General features: G+C 62.6%; 20 protein-coding genes and 1 pseudogene. 16 read left to right on the top strand and 5 right to left on the bottom strand.

Features of this window, described 5'->3' with window-relative positions; translation table 11 throughout:
- Positions 1-153 precede the first annotated feature (153 nt).
- From H145_RS0117220 to ccsA (H145_RS0117190), 7 genes are all read left to right on the top strand, one after another.
- On the top strand, positions 154-3,489 hold the full coding sequence (locus tag H145_RS0117220) for a TolB-like translocation protein (protein ID WP_019949407.1): 3,336 nt from the start codon (positions 154-156) through the stop codon (positions 3,487-3,489).
- Between the two features lie 204 nt (positions 3,490-3,693).
- Complete coding sequence (locus H145_RS0117215) at positions 3,694-4,335, top strand: heme exporter protein CcmB (RefSeq protein ID WP_019949406.1); 642 nt, start codon at positions 3,694-3,696, stop codon at positions 4,333-4,335.
- A gap of 168 nt (positions 4,336-4,503) precedes the next feature.
- Positions 4,504-5,172: a cytochrome c biogenesis protein CcsA gene (gene ccsA, locus H145_RS0117210; protein ID WP_019949405.1), complete on the top strand. Its 669-nt coding sequence runs from the start codon at positions 4,504-4,506 to the stop codon at positions 5,170-5,172.
- A complete protein-coding gene (locus tag H145_RS0117205) occupies positions 5,153-5,416 on the top strand; it encodes a CcmD family protein (protein WP_019949404.1) in 264 nt (87 codons plus the stop codon). The genes ccsA (H145_RS0117210) and H145_RS0117205 overlap by 20 nt, the downstream gene beginning before the upstream one ends.
- A 197-nt stretch (positions 5,417-5,613) precedes the next feature.
- The gene (locus tag H145_RS0117200; RefSeq protein WP_019949403.1) at positions 5,614-6,042 is read left to right on the top strand and encodes a cytochrome c maturation protein CcmE domain-containing protein; all 429 of its coding nucleotides are present in this window, start codon (positions 5,614-5,616) and stop codon (positions 6,040-6,042) included.
- Positions 6,043-6,120: 78 nt separating this feature from the next.
- A complete protein-coding gene (locus tag H145_RS0117195; RefSeq protein WP_157541744.1) occupies positions 6,121-7,026 on the top strand; it encodes a hypothetical protein in 906 nt (301 codons plus the stop codon).
- A 128-nt stretch (positions 7,027-7,154) separates the two neighbouring features.
- Positions 7,155-9,761, top strand: a complete 2,607-nt coding sequence (ccsA, locus tag H145_RS0117190) for a cytochrome c biogenesis protein CcsA (RefSeq protein ID WP_019949401.1) — start codon at positions 7,155-7,157, stop codon at positions 9,759-9,761.
- A 472-nt stretch (positions 9,762-10,233) separates the two neighbouring features.
- On the opposite strand, the gene H145_RS0117180 is transcribed toward ccsA (H145_RS0117190), so the two are convergent.
- Positions 10,234-13,023 (bottom strand): T9SS-dependent choice-of-anchor J family protein, encoded by a 2,790-nt coding sequence (locus H145_RS0117180; RefSeq protein WP_083937833.1) that lies wholly within the window; start codon positions 13,021-13,023, stop codon positions 10,234-10,236.
- A gap of 183 nt (positions 13,024-13,206) precedes the next feature.
- Between H145_RS0117180 and H145_RS21910 the strand changes: the two genes are divergently transcribed.
- From H145_RS21910 to H145_RS0117140, 8 genes are all read left to right on the top strand, one after another.
- Positions 13,207-14,091, top strand: coding sequence for a Rossmann-like and DUF2520 domain-containing protein (locus tag H145_RS21910; RefSeq protein ID WP_019949398.1), 885 nt, complete (start codon positions 13,207-13,209; stop codon positions 14,089-14,091).
- Between the two features lie 73 nt (positions 14,092-14,164).
- Positions 14,165-14,494 (top strand): 2Fe-2S iron-sulfur cluster-binding protein, encoded by a 330-nt coding sequence (locus tag H145_RS0117170; protein ID WP_019949397.1) that lies wholly within the window; start codon positions 14,165-14,167, stop codon positions 14,492-14,494.
- Between the two features lie 104 nt (positions 14,495-14,598).
- Entirely contained in the window at positions 14,599-14,835 is a 237-nt protein-coding gene (iscX, locus tag H145_RS0117165) for a Fe-S cluster assembly protein IscX (RefSeq protein WP_019949396.1), read from the top strand.
- Positions 14,836-14,910: 75 nt separating this feature from the next.
- The gene (locus H145_RS0117160; RefSeq protein ID WP_240471720.1) at positions 14,911-15,414 is read left to right on the top strand and encodes a KdsC family phosphatase; all 504 of its coding nucleotides are present in this window, start codon (positions 14,911-14,913) and stop codon (positions 15,412-15,414) included.
- Between the two features lie 227 nt (positions 15,415-15,641).
- Positions 15,642-15,836 carry a cold-shock protein gene (locus H145_RS0117155; protein ID WP_019949394.1) on the top strand — a complete coding sequence of 65 codons (195 nt, stop codon included), beginning with the start codon at positions 15,642-15,644 and terminating at the stop codon, positions 15,834-15,836.
- Between the two features lie 113 nt (positions 15,837-15,949).
- Entirely contained in the window at positions 15,950-16,882 is a 933-nt protein-coding gene (locus H145_RS21905) for a geranylgeranylglycerol-phosphate geranylgeranyltransferase (RefSeq protein ID WP_019949393.1), read from the top strand.
- Positions 16,883-17,006: 124 nt separating this feature from the next.
- Entirely contained in the window at positions 17,007-18,296 is a 1,290-nt protein-coding gene (locus tag H145_RS0117145; RefSeq protein WP_157541742.1) for a BamA/TamA family outer membrane protein, read from the top strand.
- A gap of 212 nt (positions 18,297-18,508) precedes the next feature.
- Complete coding sequence (locus H145_RS0117140; protein WP_169513212.1) at positions 18,509-19,687, top strand: glycosyltransferase; 1,179 nt, start codon at positions 18,509-18,511, stop codon at positions 19,685-19,687.
- A 145-nt stretch (positions 19,688-19,832) separates the two neighbouring features.
- Here the strand turns inward: H145_RS0117140 and H145_RS0117135 are convergent, their stop codons facing one another.
- From H145_RS0117135 to H145_RS0117125, 3 genes are all read right to left on the bottom strand, one after another.
- Positions 19,833-20,435: a class I SAM-dependent DNA methyltransferase gene (locus H145_RS0117135; RefSeq protein WP_019949390.1), complete on the bottom strand. Its 603-nt coding sequence runs from the start codon at positions 20,433-20,435 to the stop codon at positions 19,833-19,835.
- A gap of 37 nt (positions 20,436-20,472) precedes the next feature.
- Complete coding sequence (locus tag H145_RS21900) at positions 20,473-21,210, bottom strand: PIG-L deacetylase family protein (RefSeq protein WP_019949389.1); 738 nt, start codon at positions 21,208-21,210, stop codon at positions 20,473-20,475.
- A gap of 96 nt (positions 21,211-21,306) precedes the next feature.
- Positions 21,307-22,455: an acyl-CoA dehydrogenase family protein gene (locus H145_RS0117125; RefSeq protein ID WP_240471719.1), complete on the bottom strand. Its 1,149-nt coding sequence runs from the start codon at positions 22,453-22,455 to the stop codon at positions 21,307-21,309.
- A gap of 292 nt (positions 22,456-22,747) precedes the next feature.
- Between H145_RS0117125 and purH the strand changes: the two genes are divergently transcribed.
- Complete coding sequence (purH, locus tag H145_RS0117120) at positions 22,748-24,316, top strand: bifunctional phosphoribosylaminoimidazolecarboxamide formyltransferase/IMP cyclohydrolase (RefSeq protein ID WP_019949387.1); 1,569 nt, start codon at positions 22,748-22,750, stop codon at positions 24,314-24,316.
- Between the two features lie 37 nt (positions 24,317-24,353).
- On the opposite strand, the pseudogene H145_RS24535 reads toward purH, so the two are convergent.
- A pseudogene (locus H145_RS24535) lies at positions 24,354-24,634 on the bottom strand (IS982 family transposase); the annotation flags it as partial.

Below are 24,634 nucleotides of genomic sequence, written 5' to 3'. Positions count from 1 at the left end.
CGTCATTCAGAGCGCAGCGAAGAATCTCGCTTGAATCGTTGAATGAAAATCGCGCAACGGCTTCAGGCGAGATTCTTCGCTGCGCTCTGAATGACGTTCTTATCCATTCTACCTAACCCGCTATCCACCCCGTTCCCGCCCCCGGTTTTTGATATGAAGCACGTTTTCTTTGTTTCCCGGCCCGAGCTGGCGCGGCCCGTTGGTACGCTGGTGCTACTGGCCGGACTGCTGGCCGTTGGTCCCGCCGCGCAGGCCCAAACGGCCCAGGAGCCTTTCGGGCGGGTCCGGATTCAGTACAAGACCTTCGACTGGCTGCAGCTGAGCACCCAGAATTTTACGGTGTACTACTATGCCGGGGGCGAAGCCAACGCCCGCCACGCGGCCGAGTACGCCGAAAAGGAGCTGCAGCGCATCACGGGGCTGATTGGGTACTACCCGTACTCGAAAACCACGCTCATGCTCTTCAACTCGGTGGGCGATTTGCGGCAGAGCAACGTGGGCCTAGCGCCCGAGAAGTACACCAGCGGCGGCGAAACCGCGCTGGCCCGCTCCACCAAAGTCCAGATTGCCTTCCAGGGCACCCAAACGCAGTTCAAGCAGGAGCTGAGCACCCGCATCACCGAGGTGCTGCTTAATGATATGATGTACGGCGGCTCGCTGCGCGAAGTCATCCAGAGCAGCTACCTGCTGCAGCTGCCCAACTGGTTTATCGACGGGGCCTCGGCCTACGCGGCCCAGGGCTGGAGCGTGGAAATGGACGACTACATGCGCACGATGGTGCAGGAGCACGAGGGCAACCGCACGGCGCCGTTCTTTCTGCGCAACCCCGAGCTGGCCGGCCAGAGCGTGTGGAACTACATTGCCGAGCGTTACGGCTACACCAGCATCCAGAACATTCTCAACCTGACGCGCATCACCCGCGACGTGGAAGTGGGCATCAGCTCCTCGCTGAATGTGCCCTATAAGGTGTTTCTGAAAGACTGGCTGGCGTATTACCGCCAGCTGAATGCCCAGCCGCTCACGCCGTTTCAGGAGCTGGACGACAAGAACAGCCTGGCCGGCCGCAACCGCCGCAACATCCTCTACAGCCAGCCCGTGCTCAGTCCCAACGGCCAGCGCCTGGCCTACGTGCAGAACGACCGGGGCCGCTACCGCGTGCTGGTAGTGAACCAGAACGGCCGCGGGAAAGACGTGCTGCACCGCGGCGGCTATAAAACGCCCGATCAGCAGGTGGAAACCCGCCTGCCGCTGCTGGCCTGGCGCGGCAACGGGCAGGTGGCCGTGGTGGAAGAGCAGCGCGGCCAGCTGGTGCTGCAGCTGCGCGAGGCCAACGGCGGCCTGAGCAACCTGGGCGCCCGCCTCAAAAGCCTGCTGCCCCGGTTTGGCAAGCGCACCTCGCTGTTTTCGCCCTTCTCGCAGATTTCGGCCCTCAGCTACTCGGCCGATGGTAAGTCGGTGGTGTTTAGCGGGGTGCGCCAGGGCCAGAGCGACCTATACCTGCTGCGGGCCGGCAGCCGCACGCCCGAGCGGCTCACCAACGACGTGTTCGATGATGTGGAGCCGGTATTTCTGCCCGACGGCCAGAGCCTGGTGTTCAGCTCGAACCGCTGGCTCGACACGGCCGGTACGGCCCGGGGCAACTTTGCAGCCGTGGTGAACAACTACGACCTGTACCGCTACCATCTCGATGGCCGCCCGCAGCCGGTGGAGGCGCTGGTAAGCACGATTTCCAACGAAAGCCGCCCGCGCGCCATCAGCAACGATGAGGTGCTGTTTATCAGCGAGGAAAGCGGCGTGCGCAGCATCTACCGCTACTCCTTTAGTGCCCGCGACTACCAGCCCGTTACCAGCTTCCGGGCCGGCGTGCTCGATTTCGACTACAACGCCACCACCGGCGCGCTGGGCCTGACGGCCACCGCCGACGGCCGCAGCAACGCCTACCTCTACCCCAGCTACGCGCTGCCCCAGGGCCTGCGGCTGCACAAAACGGCCCGCCAGGAAATTCTGGAAGACCGCTCGCGGCCCGCGCCGGCCAAAGCCGCGGCCCCCAACCGCCCCGGCCCCACCGTGGCCCGCGCCCAGGGCCTGGTTCCCCCCGCCGATTCGGCCGACCCGGCGACTGCTCCGGCGGCGCCAAAACCGGCCGATAAAACGGCGACCAAACCGGCCGACGCCCGCGTCAACCCCAACGATTACGAGTTCGACGAGGATATTCCGGCCTCGCGGGCCCCGGCGCCGGCCCGGCGCCGGGCGGCCACGGTGGTGGCTCTGCCCAAGGCCGCCCCAGCCGAAGCCGCCACTATTGCCGGCCCGTTCCGCTACGGCACTCCCTTCAGCATTGATAATGTGGTGTCGACGCTGACCTCGGACCCGCTGCTGGGGCTGGGCTTTTCGGCGCAGGTGAACATGTCGGATTTGCTGGAGGACCACCGGATTCAGGCCGGCATCTTTGCCCTCACCGACCTGCGCACCAGCAACATCTTTGCCGAGTACACCAACCTCAAGCACCGCTACGACTGGAGCATCCGCTACCAGAAGCAGGCCTATTTTGCCGACGAGCTGACGCCCAACAGCCGGCTGCGCTACGGGCGGCACGAAATTGCGCCCACCCTGGCCTATCCGCTCACCCACAACCTGAGCGTGCGCCTGGGCCCGCGCTTCGTGAACGTGAGCCGCCGCCTCTACAGCGACCTGTCTAACGCCCCCGACATAAACAAGAACTACCTGGGCGGCGAGGCCGAGCTGGTGTTCGACAACTCGGTGATTACCGGCATCAACATGCTGCAGGGCACGCGCATGAAGGCCGGCATCAACCAGCTGCGCGACCTGAGCGGCGACAACACGGGCTTCACCAAGCTCACCGTTGATTTGCGCCACTACCAGAAGCTGCACCGCCAGCTCATCTGGGCCAACCGCGCCAGCTTCGGGCAGTACATCGGGGGCGGGGCTACGCCGCCCTTCTTCCGCCTCGGCGGCATGGACAACTGGCTGAACTACGACTACGCCGACTCGCGCTATATTACGGCGGCCGGCACGCCGGCGAGCGACACCAACCTCGACCCCACCCAGATGTTCTATCAGCAGTTCGTGACCAACCTGCGGGGCTACGACTACAGCAAGCGGGTGGGCCGCAAGTACGTGCTCTTCAACTCCGAACTGCGCCTGCCGATTGTGCAGTATTTCTCGCGGCGGCCCATCGAGTCGGGCTTCTTCCGCAACCTGCAGCTGACGGCCTTCGGCGACGTAGGCACGACGTACTCGGGCCATAACCCGTTCAGCGTCAATAACTCCAACAACACGGTGGTCAAGGAGGAAGGCGGCTTTTCGGCGACGGTTATCAACTTCACCAACCCGCTGCTCTACGGCTACGGCGCGGGCATTCGCACCACCATGCTGGGCTTTTACGTGAAGGGCGACGTGGCCTGGGGCCGCGAGCAGTACACCACCAACGGCCCGAAAATCTACGTGACGCTGGGCTACGACTTCTAACGCCTTCAGGCGCCCACTACCCAATCAGCCCACCGGCCGGTTTCTCTGCGGGAAGCCGGCCGGTTTGCATTTAGGGCTGCTTTACCGGGCTGGCTTAAAGGAAAGAAGGGGCGGGGGCAGGTAGTCCGGGGGTTGGGTTGTATCTTTGTGGTCCGTTCAACCAGCCAAGTTGCCGTGGCGCTGCTAAGTGAAATCTGGGTATTGATGCAGAAGGACTTCCGGCTGGAATGGCGGCAGCGGGCGGCCCTGAACGGCATGCTGCTGTACGTGAGCAGCACGGTGTTCGTGTGCTACCTCAGCTTTTCGTCGCGCGGCGGCCAGCTGCCCGCCCCGGCCTGGAATGCGCTGTTCTGGATTGTCCTGCTGTTTTCGGCCGTCAATGCCGTGGCCAAGGGCTTTCTGCAGGAAAGCCGGGGCCGCATGCTCTACTACTACACGGTGGTGCGGCCCCAGGCCGTGATTCTGGCCAAAATAGCCTACAACGCCCTGCTGCTGGTGGGCTTGGCGCTGGTAGCCTTCACGCTCTACTCGGTGGTGCTGGGCAACCCGGTGCAGAACGTGCCGCTGTTTGTGGGCAACGTGCTGCTGGGCGCCGTGGGCTTTGCCGGCACGCTTACGCTGGTGGCCGGCATAGCGGCCAAGGCCACCAACAGCAGCACCCTGATGGCCGTGCTGGGCTTCCCGCTGATGGTGCCCATGCTGCTGCTGCTCATCAAAGTATCCAAAAACGCCCTCGACGGCCTCGAATTCGAAGCCAGCCGCAGCGCCCTGCTCACCCTGGTGGCCCTCAACCTCATCGTCGGGGCTGTGTCGTACCTGCTCTTCCCGTTTCTGTGGCGAAGCTGATTTTGAGAAGTTAGGAGCTAGAAGTTAGGAGCTAGAATGGCCTCTGTCTTTTCCGAACCACGTCGACTTTTGAGAACTGAAATTGTTATGTATCTACCTCACGCAAGAGCAGGAATTAAAGGCTTGTACCAGCTTCTGACTCCTAGCTTCTAACTCCTAGCTTCTCCAATGAAAAACTGGTGGAAAGTCCTGACGGTGGTGCTGCTGCTGTATGTGGCGGTGGCGGGCCTGCTGATGCCGGTGCCGCGGCTGGCTATTCTCAACGAGAGCATCCGCAACCTGTACTTCCACGTGCCCATGTGGTTCGGCATGACGGCTATTCTGGTGGCCTCGGTGTACTACTCGGTGCGCTACCTGCGCACGCCTACGCCCGAGCTCGACATCAAGGCCCACGAGGCGGCCCGCACGGGCATTCTGATGGGTTGCGTGGGGCTGGCCACGGGCAGCATCTGGGCCCGCTACACCTGGGGCGCCTGGTGGACCAACGACCCCAAGCTCAACGGCGCGGCCGTGGCCATGCTCATCTACGGCGCCTATCTGGTGCTGCGCTCCTCGTTTACCGATGAGCAGCAGCGCGCCCGCGTGTCGGCCATCTACAACGTGTTTGCCTTCGCCGTGGCCATGCCGCTGTTCTACATCCTGCCGCGCCTCACCGACTCGCTGCACCCCGGCTCGGGCGGCAACCCGGCCTTCGCCAAGTACGACCTCGACAGCGACATGCGCCTCGTGTTCTACCCGGCCGTTATCGGCTGGACGCTGCTGGCTTTCTGGGTGGCCCAGCTGGCTACCCGCATTTCCGTGCTTAAATTGAAAGTATATGAAAAGCAACTTGCATAGCGCTGCCCCCGGCCTGCTGCGCCGCCCGGTCCTGCTGCTGCTGGCCCTGCTGCTGCCCCTGCTGCGGGCCGCGGCCCAGGCACCCGGCGCCCAGCCCGAAATGGCCGAGGCCCTGCGCCAGAGCGGCAAAATCTACGTGGTGGTGGCCGTTATTGCCGTGGTGCTGATCGGGCTGCTGCTGTTTCTGATTTCCCTCGACCGCAAGCTCAGCCGTCTGGAAAAGGAAGTGGCGGACGAGCGGTGAAATAGTGAGTTGGTGAACTGGTGAACTGCTGTTCGGGCGGCCCTGAATGCGTCTCCTGTGCCATTTCGCCTTCCGAACGCCAACTCACCAGTTCACCATCTCACTATTTCACCATTTTTAAAGGACCTTTGTGGTCCGAATCATTGTTCCGAGCTGACTTCTGACTCCACCCGGAGCCGCCTCTTGTTTTAACCGACATGAAAAAAGCCCACATCTTCGTTATGGCCATCATTGCCGTGGCCATTGCCATCATCACCAGCACGGCCGGCGACGCCAGCGTGTACGTCTCGTTCAAGGAGGCGCGCGAGCGGGCCGCCGATGGCAACCTGACCAAAGTACACGTGGTGGGCCGCCTGCCCCGCGACGGCCAGAAGAACATCATGGGCCTGGAGTACAATCCCACGCTCGACCCCAACTACTTCGCCTTCACGCTGGTCGATACCAACCGCATTGCCCAGCGCGTGGTGTACTTCAACCCCCAGCCCCAGGATTTCGACAAATCGGAGCAGGTAGTAATTACCGGCGCCATGCGCAACGATGTGTTCGTGGCCGACAAAATCCTGCTCAAGTGCCCCTCGAAATACGTGGAAAATGAAGTAAAGGGCGCTACCGCGTCGGTTAATTAACAGTTGCTGATTGAAATGCAGCGCGAAGCAGACACAATGAGGGCCCTTGACGTGGTAAATTTCCGCTTTGGCCCCCGTGTGCTTACGTTGCTGTTTTCCCTGTCAGTCAGCAACGGCTACTGCCTGCTGAGTAGCGCGCAGGTACCCAACGACGACATTGCCCGGCGGCGGGTGTTGCGGGCCGAGGAAACTGCTACCTCGCGTACCACCGACTGCACCGTGCAATGGACCTGCGTGGATGAGAGCCTGACCGGCAAGTGCATTCAGTACCACAACGACCAGTGGTTTGAGTTTACGCCCCGCGTATCCGGCCGCTACTTTGTGAACATCGGTGGGCAGCAGTGCCGCGACGTGCGCGGAGTGCAACTGGTGGTGCTGACCGGAACCCCCTGTCAGCCTGCCACCTATCAGGTGCTGAGTTGTACCTCGCTCGGCTCGCAGGATGATGTGTTTGTGACGCTGGATTCGCTGCTGGCCGGCCAGCCTTACCTGCTGAATGTAGATGGCTACCTGCGCGACTTTTGCCAGTTCAACCTCACGGTGAGTGCCACTCCCCAAGGGCTGCCGGCTCTCGAACTGCCGCCACCCGCCGAACCACAGTCCAGCCGACTGGTTACGCTACGCTGGCAACTGAGCGATTCGCTGGGTTCGGTACCGCGGTTTCAGGTGTGGCGGCGCGAGGCGGCCGAAACCCGCGCTGCGCGCCGCGCTGCCGTGCCGGTGGCGCGCACCACCTACGGCGGGGCCGCTTCCGACTATAGCTTCACCGATACGCTGGCCGCGCCCGGGCGCTACCTTTACCAAGTGGTAGCCGAAGCTGCTGCTGGCCCGCCAGTGCTGGTGCAGCAGCAGTGGTACAGTTTCAGCCAAATTAATAAGAAGGCCTCAGCACCTATAAACCAAGGGTCGCCCCCAGGAGTCAGGGAGCAGCTGCAATGGGAGAAGCGGGCCCGCAAGATGCGGCGTCAGCGCCCGGTTCGCTAACCTTGTCTTTATCACCCCATAACATACTATCCGGTTTGCTTTCGGGCAGTATTTGTACCAAAAATAACTTTCCATCAGGCTGGTAGCTATTCTGGCAGACTGATTTTCGCCTTTTCAACGCACTAAACATGCTGAACACTCTCATCGGCGACGTCGGGCACTTAAGTGTTATTCTGGCGTTTGTGGCGGCCACAGTGGCGGCGTACTCCTACTATATGGCTGCCCGGGGCCGGGCGCTGGGCGACACCGATGCCGGCTGGATGAAGCTGGGCCGCGGCGCCTTTATCGTGCACTCGGTGGCCGTTATCTCGGTGATTGTGTGTTTGTTCGGCATCATCCACGGCCACCGCTACGAGTACTACTACGCCTGGAGCCACAGCAGCAACCACCTGCCGGTGTACTACATGATTTCCTGCTTCTGGGAAGGGCAGGAGGGTAGTTTCCTGCTCTGGATTTTCTGGCACGTATGCCTGGGCCTGATTCTGCTGCGCTTGGCCAAACGCTGGGAAGCCCCGGTGATGGCCGTTTTTGCCGGCGTGCAGCTGTTCCTCACGTCCATGATCCTGGGCGTGGTGCTGGGCGACCTCAAGATTGGTTCCTCGCCGTTTATCCTGCTGCGCGACTTCATGCCTGACCTGCCCGTGTGGCAGACCAACCCCAACTTCGTGCCCACCGACGGCACCGGCCTGAACGCGCTGCTGCAGAACTACTGGATGGTGATTCACCCGCCCACGCTGTTCCTGGGCTTTGCCCTCACGCTGGTGCCCTTCGCCTACGCCGTAGCTGGCCTCTGGAAGGGCGAGTTCACCAAATGGGTGCGGCCGGCCATCCGCTGGAGCCTGTGGGGCGGCCTGATTCTGGGCGTTGGCATTATGATGGGCGCCTACTGGGCCTACGAAACCCTCAACTTCGGCGGCTACTGGAACTGGGACCCGGTCGAAAATGCCGTGTACATTCCGTGGCTGGTGCTGGTGGCCTCGCTGCACGGCCTGGTGCTGTGGCAGCGCAGCAAAATGGCTTTGCGCACCTCGTTTGTGCTGGTTATTGCCACCTTCCTGCTGATTCTCTATGCCACCTTCCTCACCCGCTCGGGCGTGCTGGGCAACGCCTCCGTGCACTCGTTCACCGACCTGGGTCTCTCGGGTCAGCTGATTATTTACCTGGCGGCCTTTGTGGTGCTGAGCGTGGCGCTGCTGGTGTGGCGCTGGAAGCGCATCCCGATTTCGGAAAAAGAGCTGACTACCTACAACGCCGAACTGTGGGTGTTTGTGGGCGCTACGGTGCTGTGTTTGGGCGCGTTCCAGGTGCTGTTCACTACCAGCATTCCGGTGTACAACGCCTTCCTGGGCTTCATCGGCATCAAATCCAACCTGGCCCTGCCCGCTGATCAGATTGCCCACTACACCAAGTTCCAGCTCTGGCTGGGCGTGGGCGTGGCCTTCTGCTCGGGTCTGGCCCAGATCATGTGGTGGCAGAAAAACGACCGCGCCTCGCTGAGCAACACGCTCACGGTGCCGGCTATGCTCTCGCTGCTCGGCGCCGCGCTGGTTATTCTGCTGGTGCAGTATAATGGCAAGAAGATGGAGCTGACCTACATCGTGCTCCTGACCACGGCCCTGTTTGGGGTGCTGGCCAACCTGAGCATGGTGCTGACGCTGCTGCGGCGCAAGGTGAGCCTCTCGGGCGGCGGCGTGGCCCACATGGGCATTGCGCTGATGCTGCTGGGCGTGCTGGCTTCGTCGGGCTACTCCAACATCATCAGCCAGAACACCTCGGGCCTGCTCTACTCGCGCGAGTTCGACCAGACCACCAACCAGGACAACGTGCTGCTGTGGCGCAACGACCCCGCCCGCATGGGCCCCTACGACGTGCGCTACACCGGCCAGTATTTCGACGTGCCCGGCGTACCCGGCTACGTGGATAAGCAGCTGCTTTACCGGACCGATGACGAGTACAAGGCCCTGGCGCGCAGCGACGTGAAGCGCGGCGACAAAGTATATTACAAGGCTGGCGATACGCTCGAAATCCTGCCGGAGAACACCTACTACCGCGTCGAGTATGAGAACCGCGAAACCAAGGACAAATTCACGCTTTACCCGCGTGCGCAGGTAAACGAGCAGATGGGTGGTCTGCTGGCTTCGCCCGACATCAAGGTGTTCCTCGACCACGACATCTACTCGCACATCAGCGCCGTGCCGCCCATCGACCAGGAAAAGGACTGGAGCGAGGTGAAGGAGCATGTGCTCAGCATTGGCGACACCATTTTCCTCAACGACTACTTTGCCGTATTCCGCGGCGTGGAGCCGGCCAAGCAAACCGCCGGCCTGGGCCTGACCAAGGATGACCTGGCCATTCAGGGCGACTTCCTGGTATCGGGCGAGAAGAAGCAGTACCACGTGCACCCCGTGTTTGCGGTGCGCAACCGCCTCATCGGCCGCATGCCCGACGAAGTGGAGGACCTGGGTCTGCGCCTAAGCTTCCTCAACGTCGACCCGCAAAAAGGCAAGTTCACGTTTGGCGTGAGCACGACGCAGAAGGACTACATCATCCTCAAGGCCGTCGAGAAGCCGTTCATCAACCTGCTCTGGAGCGGTACGCTGCTTATGGCTCTGGGCTTCGGCATGGCCATCTACAAGCGCCGCCGCGAAACCGAGGCGCCCGCCGTGCCCGCCCCCGAGGCCGGCGCCAAGCCCCGCCCAATAGTGCCGCAGCCCAAACCAAAGCAGGTGGCCTAACGCCCGGTTGCCGCTTCTACCCCTGTTCCAGCGCCCCCGATGCTTCCGCGTCGGGGGCGCTGGTCGTTGGTGGGGGTGAAAAGCGTCCGCCAGCGGGTGCTTCTTGCCCAACCACCCTTCAGATTCACGCCAGGCTAGCTGAATTTGAAGGGAAGCCGGATAAAAATCACCCGGTGTCGCATGAATTTCATCCGGCCGCCTGTGAAAATCACGGGCGCTCGGATGGAAATCGTCCGGCCGCCTGTGAAAATCATGGACGCTCGGATGAAATTCATTCGAGCGTCCACGATTTTCATTCGAGCGCCTATAAAATTCATGCGACGCCGGGTGATTTTCATCCGGTGGGCATTGAAATATAGGAGTTGCCACGTGGCATTCATCCGCCTTCCCGGCAGCGGGTGTGCAACGGAGGCGCACAAAAAAAGGGGCAGCCAGTTGGCTGCCCCTTTTCGGGTCCGATGAGGAAGTTAAATTACTTCTGCACCGAGATGGTCCGAACCATGTACTCGGCGCCGTTGCGCACCTTCACGGTGTACATGCCGTTGGCCAGCTTCGAGAGGTTGATGGTCTGCACAGCGTTGTCGCGCACGGTTTCGGTGTGCACGCGCTGGCCGAGCATGTTGGTTACTTCTACCTGCAGGCCGTTCTTGGCGTTGGCCCCGCTCACCTTAACCGTGAGGTTGCCCTCGGTAGGGTTGGGGTAGAGGTTGATAGCCCGCTGCAGCGCTGCCGAAGTACCGGTAATGGCCGTAGCGGTTACCGTGATGTCGTCCACGAAAAGCTCGTACTGGTTGGCCGTGCTGATAGCATGGAAGCCGATGTAGTAGTTGCCGGTAGCGGTGGGCGTAATGGCTTTCACCTCTCCCTCCTTGTTGCCAGCCGCTGCGGTAGCATACTGCATATTGGTGATGGCCGTGTTGCTCCACAGCAGGTTAGTCTGCTCCGCTGGGGTAGCGGCCGTACCATACTTCACTTCCAGGCCTTCGGGCTTCGCCCGGCTCCGGTACTTGAACGTGAGCTGGTACGTGTAGCCCGCCTTCAAAGCAAGAGCCGGGGTGTAGAACCAGTCATTGGCCGCATTCTTCTCGCTGTAGCTATAGCGCATGTGGTTCGAGGGAGAGGCTGCCGGCAGGGCAAGCGTTCCGGCAACAACTTCCCAGGTAGCGTTATCGTTGTTGACGTCGTCGACTGTAACCCCGCAACGCAGCGTTCCGGCATCGATGCCATCAAAATTCTCAACGTAGGGGAACGTAGCGATAATGGGGGGCTGGCAAAGCGTAGTGAATGACTTCGGGCCTACCAGCGCACTCTTATCCGAAGCGGTGCAGGTGGCCTGGATGTACAGGTCGTAGCCGGTCAGAGGCACGAGTTTGTCGAGGGTAAAAGGCGAGCCGGTTACAGTTAGGGTAGTGCCCGAAACAGTCGGATCGAAGCCCCGAGGACCGTAGATAACAGTGTAGCTTGTACCATTGGTTGGCCCCGTGAACGTGAGTACCGCCGAGTTAGGGCCAACCTTCGAGATAGTAATGCCAGTGGGAGGGGGGCAACTTGGCGCGGCGCCGATAATGGCTTCTATCATAAATGCGCCGAAGTCAGCCCCTGCTGCCACGTCTTCGGGCTCGCCTCCGTCTAGGCTCGTAGCATAGTAAGCGCCCAGCCGGGTTGGTGTTTCATACGACTGGGTGGCCACCGGGAAATAAGCCGCTTTACCCACCGTCTGGGCCAGGCCCACAATAAAGCTCCCCGTTGGAACGTACGCATTCACCACGAAGGTCTTGTCCTTATCTAGGTCGGCAGCCAGCACCGTGTACTCGGGCGAACGACTGATTATAGAGCCATTTTCATCGAGCACTACGCCATATACCTTATTGCCCACTAAAGCATTCCCATCGCCTAAGCGCACGGTTACGCCGGTAATGGTACGAGCAGCGTTGGTCGTGTATTTGTTGCCTAGAATACCGGTTCCTGCGCCAAAGCCAATTGAGTTATCTGGCTCCACACCTGGCTGGGCGTAAGCAAACGTATTCTCATTTACCAGCTGAGTAAATGTGCTGATGTTGTTCTCGTTATCATCGTCGTCGGCGACTGAAACCGTAATGGTGTTCGTGCCCGGGTTCGTGGGCGTAAATGGGTCAAAGCTTATCGTTTCGGCTTTACCAACGCCTAGAGCAGCAACCGTTTTGGTACTGGTGAAGGTGTTGGCGCCGGTTACTTTCAGCGTAACCGTGACATTAGCTTGGTCGCTCACGCTGCCATTCTCGATAAAGGCTTGTACAACGTGCGGTACGCCGTAAGGAATAGGGAGCTTACCCAGCGAGTAGATTGTTTGTACGGCTATATCCTTTACGGGGGCTTTGCGGAAGCGGTACGTACGGCCCGGGTCGGGTAAAACGCTGTTACGTACAAAGTGGGGAGCTAGAGAAGCTTGCCCGGCCTGTGATACGACGACGGTCTGGAATATAGTCTTCGACCATTCATCGAGGCTGGAGGCCTTGTAGGCCATGCTCAAATCGCCATAGGTATTGCCGCTGCCTTTGATTCCGATCAGGAACCCGCGGCCTATAGGAGCATTGGCCGTAGCGGTCCAGGCACCATAAACAAATTCGATATTGCTGTTCGCCTCATACAGTTTAATCTGAAACTGCATGGTTGCAAACTGTGCCGCTGCGCCCCCCGTGGCTGGCTTATCAGTGAGGTTCTTAAATTGGATAGTGCATATCCGGTTGCCCGCTGTACCAGTCGTATTGACCCGGTAGGTAGTGGGGTTTGCTGCTTGGTCAGTAGCGCCCGTTAAGTCAATACCCGAAGCCGGTGCGATGATATTTAAATCCGTACTAACAAGCGATGAGACGTTTGCCGGGTTGGTAAGGCCTTTATCGCCCAGCCGGATCATGCCGTTGGTATTGAGCACAAATTGGGTGTACTCGGCCCCATTATAGGAAAACGGGAAGCCTATTTCCTGAACTTCCGAGTTCGCGTCATCTAAATTGGGCGTTATGATGAGCTTCCCGTTGGTTCCCAAATCAGTGTAGGTGCCCGCCACGTTCACCCCCCGTGAAGCAGGATAATTGATGGCGTTAACCTTGCGCTGGTCGGAACTCGTACCAAGGACGTGAGGGGAAGTAATTGGGTCCTTTGGATTGGAATTCCTAAGCGAGGAAACCTGCCCGTAGCTGTTGCCTGCAGCCAAGCCCAGTAGGCCCAACAGCGCCAGCTTAGGCCAGGCCTTGATTGTACGGCCCTTAATGTAGAGTTTTGTCATTGGTAAGGAGAAGAAAAATGTAGGAAGATGAAGCGGTGAAAGTGCTGCTAACTACCACTTATTATTGGGGTAATAGCGCTTGCAACGGCAATATGACGATTAAACGGTTAATATTTATGATATATAGATGCAATTCTTTCAATAGAAAATGATTTGCATTGATGAATCGACAGCTCAGCTTGCATGGATAACCAACAGTTGAACCCCCTGCGCATCGTCCTGCTGGGGGCCGGCCGGGTAGCCGCGCACCTGGGTCCGGCGCTGGCCGGGGCCGGCCATGCCGTAGTAGGTGTCTGGAGCCGCACCGCCGAATCGGCGGAGGCGCTGGCGGGCCGGCTGCCGGCCGGGGCCATAGTAGCATCCAGCCTGGCCGGGCTGCCTGAAGCCGACGTGTACCTACTCACGCTGCCCGATGCGGTGGTGCCTGAGGTGCTGGCCGCCGCCCGCTTTCCGGCCGGGGCGCTGGTGGCCCACACGGCCGGGGCGCTGCCGCTGGCGGTGTTTGCTCCTTATAAGGAGCGGCTGCGCGGCGGCGTGTTCTACCCGCTCCAGACGTTCGGGCCGGGGCGGGCTATTGCCTGGGACGCGGTGCCGCTGTGCCTCGAAGCCACCGATGCCGCCGCGCTGGCTACCCTGCACCGGCTGGCTGCCTCATTGAGCCTTGATGTGCGGGAGCTGGATTCGGCGCGGCGGCTGCAGCTGCACGTGGCGGCCGTGTGGGTCAGCAACTTTCCCAACCACCTGCTGGGCATAGGGCGCGAACTGCTGGCGGGCGCCGGGCTGCCCTGGGAGTTGCTGCACCCGCTCATCCGCGAAACCGTGGATAAAGCCTTGGCCCAGCCGCCCTTTGAAGCCCAGACCGGCCCGGCCGTGCGCCACGATGCCGCCACCCTCGCCCGCCACGAAACCGCCCTGGCCGGCCAGCCGCGCTGGCAGCAGCTCTACCAGCAGCTCACGGCCAGCATTCAGGCCACCGCTGTTCAGGCCACTACTGTTCCGGTTGCGGGCGGGCCACATGGGGGCGGAGAGGAGCCGGTGCCGGGACCGGCAAACAATGGGCCCCGTTAGCGGCTTTGATTCGGGGGGGTACGTCCGTACCTTTGCCCCTTCGTTTTTGCCTTGTTTCTCCTAGCCTTCCGCCGTGAAAGCCATCAATATTACCTTTACCTTCCAGGACGGCCAGCCCGACCAGACGCACGTGGCCGCCGAGGGCGAATCGGTGCTGGATGTGGCCCTCAACAACGACATTCAGCTGCAGCACAACTGCGGCGGCGTGTGCGGCTGCAGCACCTGTCACGTGTATATTGAGCAGGGCGAGGCCGATCTGCCCGAAATTTCCGATGCCGAGGAAGACTTCATCGACCGGGCCGAAAACCCGCGCATCAACTCGCGCTTGGCCTGCCAGTGCGTAGTGCAGGGCAGCACCGATCTGGTTGTGCGCATCCCGCCCCAGCACTTCCTGGGCCACTAAGTTTTATAATGTGGAAAATGGGGAAAATGTGAAGATGTGCCTTCCAGCATGATTCATCTATTCTTTCACATTACCACATTTCTCACATTCAGCACATTCCCCCTATGAACCATTTCGAGCCCCCCATTCAGTGGAGCGACCACGAGGATGTAGCCATTGCGTTGTACGAGAAATTCGGCGACGAATTCGGCGAGGCTAAAATCTACCGCATCCGGTTTACCGAGCTGCTGGACTGGGTGCTGAGCCTGCCCAATTTTGAAGGCACCCGCGAGCAGGCCAACGAAGGCCACCTGGAGCAGATTCAGGCCAAATGGGTGTACGAGTGGCGCGACAACCAATAGGCGGGTCGCGCAGGTTTTCACTGGTTTTTATAGGCGTAGCGCGCCGCCGGCTGGCGGGCGCGCTACTTCCGGATTATGCGTGCTATGTCTTCAGCGGTTGATTTAAAAGCAATTAAGGTATTCGTGCTGGACGTAGACGGCGTGCTGACCGACGGCACGCTGCTGGCCTTCAACTCGGGCGAGCAGGTGCGCGCCTTCCACATCCGCGACGGCTATGCCGTGCGCCACGCTCTGCGCCAGGGCTACCGGGTGGCCGTTATTTCGGGCCGCGAAGAGGAGGGGGTGCGCAAGCGGCTGGAGTCGCTCGATGTGCGCGACATTTACCTGGGCGTGGATGACAAGATGAAAATCTTCAACAACTACCTCAATAGCTACCACCTCGAAACGACCAGCATTGCCTACATGGGCGACGACATGCCCGATTTGGAGGTGATGCGCCGCTGCGCCGTGGCCGCCTGCCCCGCCGATGCCGCCGCCGACGTACTGGCCATCAGCAACTACGTGGCCCAGCTGCCCGGGGGGCGCGGGGCCGTGCGCGAGCTGATTGAAGCCGTGATGAAGGCCCAGGGCACCTGGTAAGCCAGGACCGGTAGCAGGAGCTGAAGCTGTCGTCTGGGAAGCCAGCAGTTCTGTCATCCTGAGCGCAGCGAAGGACCTATACAGAAGGTATATCCATTGATTAGCGTCTGTATAGGTCCTTCGCTGCGCTCAGGATGACAGAACTGCTGGCTGCTGAACAGCTTACTGCATTTCCGAATTCGTTCTATATTTACCCGTCCAACCCTCACCCCAATTCTTTCCTTTCCATGAAAACAGGCACCGTAAAATTCTATAATGAAGAGAAAGGCTACGGCTTCATTACGGAAGATGACACGAAGGAAGACTTTTTTGTGCACGTCACCGGCCTGAACGGGGGCCAGATTCAGCAGAACGACCGTGTGGAATTCGACACCCAGGAAGGCCGTAAGGGCATTAACGCCGTCAACGTAAAACGGCTCTAGCCGCGCGGCAACCGTTACCAAAAGCCTCTTCCGGTTTCGGGAGAGGCTTTTTTTGGGTCCTTCGCGCCCGGCGTCCCATCTTTGCACACGCTTTTGCCTCGCGGCTCCGGTTTATGCTGTTTCGCTTGCCCTTGTTTGCCGCCGATGCCACTGCCGGGGTGGCCGGCCCCGGAAGCGGCGGCAGTAGCAGCCAAGTGCAGTTGGCGCGCCTGGTGCGCCTGCCCAACCTGCTGATTATGGCCCTGTGCCTGCTGCTGGTGCGCGCCTGCCTGCTGCTGCCCGAGGCCCCGTGGCGGCAGGTGCTGGCCCCCGGGTTTGGGCTGCTGCTGCTCTCGGCCCTCAGCATCGGGGCGGCCGGCTACATCATCAACGATTACTACGACGTCAAGATTGACGCCATTAACCGGCCCGGCCGGCTGGTGGTGGGCCGCAGCATCAACCGGCGCCACGCCATGCTGGCCCACCTGGTGCTGTCGGGGCTGGGCGTGGGGCTGGGGGCGCTGCTTTCGCCGCTGCTGGGGCTCGTGAACCTGGGTTCGGCGCTGCTGCTGTGGGGCTACTCGGCGCGGTTTAAGCGGGTGGCGCTGGTGGGCAACGTGAGCATTGCCACGCTCACGGCGGCGCTGGTGCTGCTGCCCGAGCTGCAGCTGCACACCGGCCGCTCGGCGGTGTGGGGCTACGCGCTGGCCGCGTTTCTGCTCACGCTGGTACGCGAAATTGTGAAGGACGTGGAGGACATGCGCGGCGACGCCCAGCACGAGTGCCGCACGCTGCCGCTGGTGTGGGGCGTGGGGCGCACCAAATGGGTGGCCGGGTTTTTTCTGGCCTGCCTGGCCCTGCTGGTGGCGGGCGCCGTGTTCAATGCCCTGCTGATGAGCCACCGCTACGTGCTGGGGTTGTGGCTGCTGGGGCTGGTGCTGGTGCCGCTGCTGGGCCTGGCCGCTGCCCTGCGCCGTGCCGACCAGCGGCGGCATTTCGCCCGGCTCAGCATCTGGTGCAAGGCCATTATGCTGGCTGGCGTGCTCTCGATGCTGGGGCTGGCCTGAGCCCGGACAACCGCGGCTGCCACAGTTGCGTTAGCACAGGCCAGGGGGACTTGCGCGCCGCATTTTGCCGCTACCGCCCGGGCACTCCCGCTCCATCCACTTTTCTGACCCCGGCCATCCTTGTATGCGCTTACTTTATCCGTTGCTGGCGCTAAGCGCGTTGGCCACTCCGGCTGCCCTGGCGCAGTCAGTTTCCCCCGCCGATTCGACTGCCCCTCTGCTGGCCCTGGCAACTCCCGCCCCCGAAACTGCGGCTGACACCGAACCCGCTACCGAACCTACGGGTGCCCCGGTGGGCCTCAACCGGGCCCTGGCGCCGGCAAGTACTGCCAAAATAAAGCTCACGCCTTCCGACCCCGATAAGCCGAGCTTTATCCCGGTGCCGATTGCCTTTTATCAGCAGGAAACCGGCTTTGCGGGCGGCCTGGCCATTTTGCCGGTGTGGCGCTTCGGCTCCGATACCACGGTGCGCAAGTCGAACGCCCGTTTGATTGCCTGGATTTCGCAGAAAAAGCAAACCACCCTGCAGCTCACCCACACCATCTTCACCAAGGACGAGAAGTTCTTCTTTTCGGGTGAGTTGAGCTACTACGACCTGGCGTTCAAGTACTACGGACGCGGCAACGACACCAAGGAAAAGGTGTACTCCAACATCCAGTACCCGCTGTTCGTGTTCGATGAGAAGGCCCTGGTGAAAGTGCAGCCCAACCTGTTCGTGGGCCTGCGCTACCGCCTCACCGACCTGGGCACCGTCAAGCTCAAAGAAGACGGCGACGACGAAGCTACATCCGGCTCCTACTACACCATTCCGGCCGAGCAGCGCGGCGGCTACCTCACCTCGGGCGTGGGCCCGGCCGTGCTCTACGACGGCCGCGACAACCTGCTGGCCACCTACCGCGGCAACTTCGTGGATGCCCACATGCTGTTTGCCGGCAAGGCCCTGGGCAGCGACTACAACTTCGTGCGCTACATGGTCGATGCGCGCCACTTCAACCCGCTGTTCGGCACCAACAACACCATTCTGGCGCTGCAGTTTCTGGGCCAGTACCACACCGGCAGCGTGCCGTTCCGCGAGTGGGGCGGCATGGGCGCCACGCTCGGCGGCTCGCTCTACAACAACGCCTACCTGATGCGCGGCATCTACGAGGCCCGCTACCGCGACCGGCAGTTTACCACGGCCCAGGCCGAAATCCGCCAGAAACTGTTCTGGCGCATCGATGGCGTGGTGTTCGGGGCCGTGGGCCAGGTGGCACCCGCGCTTGACGACTACACGTTCGACGGCCTGCGTTACGCCGGGGGCGTGGGCGCCCGCTTCCGCTTCAACCGCCGCGACCGGCTCAATATCCGCCTCGATTACGGCGTGGGTTCGGGCGGTAACTCGGGCATCATCTTCGCCGTGGGCGAGGCCTTCTAGCGCCGGCCGGATTCGGCCTAACGGCCTAAACTGCAGCCATATTTCCTGCTCCGAAGTCGCGCTCAGCCGCGACTTCGGAGCATTTCTTTGTCCGGTTGAAGGATGGTGACGAGCGACTTGTCGCCGCTGTTTTCTTCGATTTAAGCTCATCAGTAATGATTTTCCGGCCTGAAAGGCAAACGAGCGGCCGCGGAAGCCGTAGAATGCAGCGCATGGATTACGCCACCCCGCGCCGGTTCTACTCGGCCCATCCCAACAACGCGGCGCTGCCCGCCTCGCCCTGGCGCCACCTGCCGCCGCCGGCTCCGGCGCTGCGGGCAGTCGTCATCGTTCCAGCCAAAGACGAAGCCGCCTCGCTGCCGGCCACGCTGGCCGCGCTGGCCGCGCAAACCGACGAGCACAACCGGCCGCTGCCACCCGGCTGCTTCGAGGTGCTGGTGCTGGCCAACAACTGCACCGACCGCACCGCCGCCGCCGTGCGCGACTTTGCCGCCGCCCACCCCGCCCTAGCCCTGCACGTAGCCGAGCTAACGTTGCCGCCCACCGAAGCCCACGTGGGCCGGGCCCGCCGCCTGCTCATGGACGAGGCCGCCCGCCGCCTGGAGCTGGCCGGCCGGCCCAACGCCGCCATCATCAGCACCGACGCCGACACCCGCGTGGCCCCCGACTGGCTGGCGGCCACGTTGCGCGAGCTGGCCCGCGGGGCCGATGCCGTGGCCGGCCGCATTCTGATGGAGGAAAGCAACCGCGCCTGCCCCGTGCGCCGCTGCCAGCTGCAGGACGCCGCCTACCAGCTGCTGCGCACCCAACTCGAAACCCACCTCGACCCCCAGCCCCACGACCCCTGGCCCCGGCACCACCAGCATTTTGGGGCCAGCCTGGCCGTAACAGTGGCGGCCTACCGGCAGGTGGGCGGGCTGCCGGTGGTACCATTTCTGGAAGATGAAGCCCTGTACCAGGCCCTGTTGCGCCACGATTTGCGGGTGCGCCACAGCCCGGCCGTGCGCGTGTTCACCTCGGGCCGGCAGCAGGGGCGAGTGGCGGTGGGCCTGTCGTGGCAGCTGCGCGAATGGGCCCGGCTGGGCCAGCAGCAGCTCCTTGTGCCCGACCCCGCCGCTCTGGTACACGAGCTGCACCTGCGCCGCCAGTTGCGCCGGCATTGGCAGCTGGCGCAGGACCTTCGCCTGCCTGATGAGGAAGTGATTGACGTTGAGACCCTACCGGCCGAGGTGCTGGCGGCGCTGCCCGGCTATGCCACCTTCGGCGCCTGCTGGGAGTGGGCGCGGCCGTTGCTGCTGCCTAATCCGGTGCCCCAGGTGCCGCTGGCGCAGGCCATCCAACTCCTTCGGGCCGAACTGGCCCGGGCGCCGGTTGCCATGGTGGGTAGTTAAACAGGAGTGCGAAAACGCCTGTCATCCTAAGCGTAGCGAAGGACCTTATCTAGCCTGAACGAATCGTTTACGGTCGTTTTAACTGGATAAGGTCCTTCGCTGCGCTCAGGATGACAGGCGTTTTCGTAACCTCACTTCTCACTTCTCACCGCTTTTCCAGCACGTCGAGGCGGTATTTTTCGTAGCGCTGGCCGTGCAGGTGCTTTAGGGGGCCTTTGGGCGTTGCTTTTTCGAGGAAGAACTCGTGTACGGCGTCGCCCGTGAGGGGGTAGTCGTGCACGGGGGGCGTCCAGTGCACCAGCACGAGCTGGCCGCCGGTTGGCAGGGCGGCTAGTAGCTGGTCGGCGGCGCGGGCTAGGTCGGCGGGGCTCCAGTAGTAGCCCACCTCCGACACCAGAATCAGGTCGAACCGGCCTTCGGGAAATTCATCGGGTACGCGCAGCTGCCGCAGCTCCACCTGGGACAAATCGGCGCAGCGCTGGCGGGCCTGTTCCAGCGCGGCCTCGGCCACATCAACGGCCAGCAGGTAGCCGCAGCGCGGGGCCAGCTGGGCCGTGAGGATACCCAGCGAGCAGCCGATTTCGAAGGCGCGCGCGTAGTGTGCGCGGGGCAAAGCCGCCAGCGTGGCGGCGTACTTTTCCCGCTCATAGGGGCTGGTTTCGAAGTTCCAGGGGTCCTGGTTGGCCTCGTATACTTTGTCGAAGTAGTCGGGCGGCAGCGTATTGGGCTGGTTGGGGTTAGGTTCCATAATGAGTAGAAATCAGCTTTGGGGGTGCGACCAAGCGTCAGGCAGTGGCTTCCAGATACACTTCGGTGGGGCTGGCGAAGTGGGCTAACATGGCGGGGGCCAGCGTGAAGCCATCCGGGTCGTCGTCGATGACGGAGCCGGGCAGCTGGCAGGCGTGGGCGGCAATGGCGCGCTGCTTTTCGGCCAGCACCGGCGAAATATCAAGCTGCCAGCCGCTTACCTCGTCGGGCCGGGGCAGGTCGGCGGGGGCGGCCCGCTCCCAGGCCCAGACCACGTATTCGAGCAGGCGCGGCGGCTGGGGCAGCTGCGCAAGCGCGGCCCGCACCAGCTGGCTGGTGGCGCGGTGGTCGGGGTGCGGGTCGCGCCGCCAGGGGCAAAGCACGGTGGCCGGCTGCTTTTCCTGCAAGAACTCCACGAGCCGGCTCACGGCCGCAGCTCCGGCCGGCTGCTCAGGACCGGGCACCTGGCCGTCGGGCAAACCCAGGGGCAGCAGGCAGTCGGCGCGCAACCCCAGCTCGACCAAAGCCAGGCGCAGCTCGGTTTCGCGCAGAGCCTGGCGGGCCGGCGCCGGAAACTTAGCCGAGTTCGGGTGCGACATGGTGCCGTCGCTCATCAGCACGCACCACACTGGCACATTGGCGCGGGCCAGCAAAACCAGCAGGCCACCGCAGCCCAGGCTTTCATCGTCGGGGTGCGGGGCAACTACCACCGTCGGCCCCAGGGTGGCGGCGTAGGTGGCGTCGCGACGGGGTAGGGTGCTGAAATCAAGAACCATGTTAAAGGTATCTGCAAAGTTTACTCTCCATCAACAATCAGTTAAGTCAGCACGAAGGCTGACAGCTGGCAGCTAAAAGCTAGCAGCCAGCAAACCTTATTCGGGCCAGAGGCGGTGGGCGGGGCGCGGGTGCTCCAGCGCGTAGCGGCCGGCGTCGGCCAGGGCGGCGTCGGGGGCGGGCTGGCGCAGGTAGTGGGTCAGGTCGCGGTGCAGGCGCTCGAAGGGTTCGGGCCGCAGCAGGCCGCGGGCGCCCACGCAACGCTCGGCCAGCGGCATCAGGCGCAGGCAGATATCCTCGATGGCCGAGCGCACAAGGTTGGCGTGGGCCACCACGGTTTCGGCATCGGGGCCGGGGCGGGCGGCCAGGTCGGCGGCGGCGCGCAGCCAGTGCTGGCCGCTGGCTACCAGGATGCTCAGCTGGCCCAGGCGCTGGCGCTGATACGGGTCGTCGGTGCGGCCGAGGGCGCGCAGAAAGCGGCGGGTTTCGTCGAAAATGGCCTCGGCGCCGCCCAGCTGCACGGCGGCAAACCGGATGGCCCCGCCGCTGAACCAGGGCTGCTGGTAATAGTCGCCGGGCTGGCCCAGCAGCTGCTCGGGCGCCACTTCCAGCCCCGTAAAATCAACCCGGAAGCTGGCCGAGGCGCGCATGCCCAGCGGCCGCCAGAACCGGGCGTCGTAGTCGGGCACCAGCGTGTCGGCGGGCAGCACCAGCATTTGCCAGCCGCCGTTGGGCAGCGCGGCCGTGAGCAGCGGGCGGGTGAGGTGGCCGGCGCCCGAGCCGAAGGTTTTGCTGCCCAGCAGCCGGTAGCCGCCATTGGGCAGCGGCAGCAGCTTCACGCCATCGTGGGCCTCGGTGTTCCAGACGCCGAACAGGTGGCCCGCGGCGGCATCGGCGGCCCAGCGCCGCACCTGCCCGGGCCGCCCGAAGCGGCCGATGAGCTGCAGGGCATTGGCGTGGCCCTCGTACACGCGGCCCACCGCCAGGTTGCCCCGCCCGATGTGGCGCAGCGTGCTGAGCAGCTCGTAGGTGTGGGCCGACTCGTTGAGGCCGCTGCCGCCCAGGGCCACCGGCAGCGGGGCCGCCAGCAGGCCGGCTTCGCGCAGCCAGTTGAATTCTTCGGTCGGAAAAGCGCCTTCTTTATCGGATTTCGGGGCGTGGGCCAGCAGGTGGGGGGCCAGGTGGGCGGCCGCCGTGGCCGCCAGCGCCGGGGTAGGGGGTGCGGGAGCGGTAAGCAGTTTGGGCATAGAGGCGAAAAACATCCGGGTGATGGCGTGTTGGCTGTACGAACGAGTCCTGCATTCGGCTGTTACAGTTGAGCCGCAGAACGAAATCCGGGCCCCGGCGCAGGCCGGGCGGCGGGCCCGCTGAAAGCAGGGCAGCAGCGCCCGCCAGACCCTGATAACAGGCAAGGCAATGGGTTTTCTTGTCGATCAGGGACAAAAAATGGCGGGCTTAACAATTCAGTAACACCAGCCTCGCGGTGGTCTGCCTACCTTCGCGGAGCATTTCACCAACCTTTTCAACCCCCTTTCCGCCATGTCGCAGCCCATTCGCTCCGCCCTGATTTCCGTGTATTACAAAGACCGCCTCGGCCCGCTCGTGGACCTGCTCAGCCAGCACGGCGTGACTATGTACTCGACCGGCGGCACCCAGCAGTTCATCGAGGAGCGGGGCGCGGAAGTAACGGCCGTGGAAACGCTGACGGGCTTTCCGGTTGTGTTCGGCGGGCGCGTGAAAACCCTGCACCCCACCGTGTTCGGCGGCATTCTGCACCGTCGCCACGAGGCCTCCGACCTGGCCGAAGCCGCGCAGCACAGCATTCCGCCCATTGATTTGGTGGTCGTGGATTTGTACCCCTTCGAGGAAACCGTGGCTTCGGGCGCCGCGGAGGCCGATGTGATTGAGAAGATTGACATCGGCGGCATCTCGCTGCTGCGGGCGGCGGCCAAAAACTACCGCGACGTGCTCGTGGTCAGCAGCCGCGACCAGTACGCGGCCGTAACCGAGTTGCTGGCCCGGAAAAACTGCGCCACCGACCTGACGGACCGCCAGCAATACGCCGCCGCGGCCTTCGCCACCACCGCCCACTACGACACTGAAATCGGCCGTTATTTCGTGGAAAGCCAGAATCTGGCTTCCGAAGGAAAAGCCAACAGCCAACAGCTAACAGCTAACAGCTTAGCGGAAAGCAGCTCAATGCAAACGCCGCTGCGCTACGGCGAAAACCCCCACCAGGCCGGCACGTTCCACGGCGACCTGAGCGCGCTGTTCGACCAGCTCCACGGCAAGCAGCTCAGCTACAACAACCTCGTGGACGTGGACGCCGCCGTGCTGCTGATGCGCGAGTTCGACGCGGCCGGCCCCGCCGCCTGCGCCATCCTCAAGCATACCAACGCCTGCGGCGTGGCCCAGGCCGATACGCTGCATCAGGCCTACCTGAACGCGCTGAGCTGCGACCCGGTATCGGCTTTCGGCGGCGTCATCATCGTGAACAAGCCGGTGGACGCGGCCACGGCTGAGGAGCTGAACAAGCTGTTCTTCGAGGTGCTGATTGCGCCCGACTTTGCGGCTGACTCGTTGCCGCTGCTGCAGAGCAAGAAAAACCGCATTCTGCTGCGCCAGAAGCCCGTGCAGTTCCCGGCCAAGCAAATCAAAACGCTGCTCAACGGCACCATCGAGCAGGATTTCGACCAGGCCATGGAGGGCGCGGCCGAGTTCAAAACCGTGACCGAATCGGCGCCGACGGCCGACGAGGTGGCGGCGCTGGAATTCGCCCTCAAAATCTGCAAGCACACCAAGAGCAATACCATTGTGCTGGCCCGCGCCGGCCAGCTGCTGGCCTCGGGCGTCGGCCAGACTTCGCGGGTGGATGCCCTGCGCCAGGCCATCGAAAAGGCCGGCTCGTTTGGCTTCGACCTGAACGGCGCTGTCATGGCCTCCGACGCGTTTTTCCCGTTCCCCGACTGCGTGGAAATTGCGGGCGCCGCGGGCATTCGGGCCGTGGTGCAGCCCGGCGGTTCCATCAAGGACCAGGACAGCATTGCCGCCTGCAACAACCTGGGCATGGCCATGGTGCTCACGGGCGTACGCCACTTCAAGCACTAGTTTTGCGCCGCAGCCAATAGCAAACCCAAGTTGCGGACTATAACCCAACTTGGTGTAGGGCGTGGGCAAAGATGAAGAGGGCGATTTTCAAGGCAAACCCAGCCGCTGTTACGGCATGAATCTGCTTGGGAAAGCGTGCGGTCAGGCGACTAAAGGTCGTTTCAATGCCCTTACGAAAGTACTGAATCAGAAAGTTTTGCGCTGGATGGTGGGGCCGTTTGCTGTTTTTGCGCCGCGCGCTTTTCTGTTGGTTGCCGCTCGCTTCTGCGAACACGTCCTCCGCCACATAGTCCGTGTAACCGGCATCGGTATACAGCA

It is taken from the genome of Hymenobacter aerophilus DSM 13606 (assembly GCF_000382225.1).
GTDB classification, from domain to species: domain Bacteria; phylum Bacteroidota; class Bacteroidia; order Cytophagales; family Hymenobacteraceae; genus Hymenobacter; species Hymenobacter aerophilus.
Note: the sequence above shows the minus strand (reverse complement) of the source record. Positions and strands in the feature narration are given on the sequence as shown.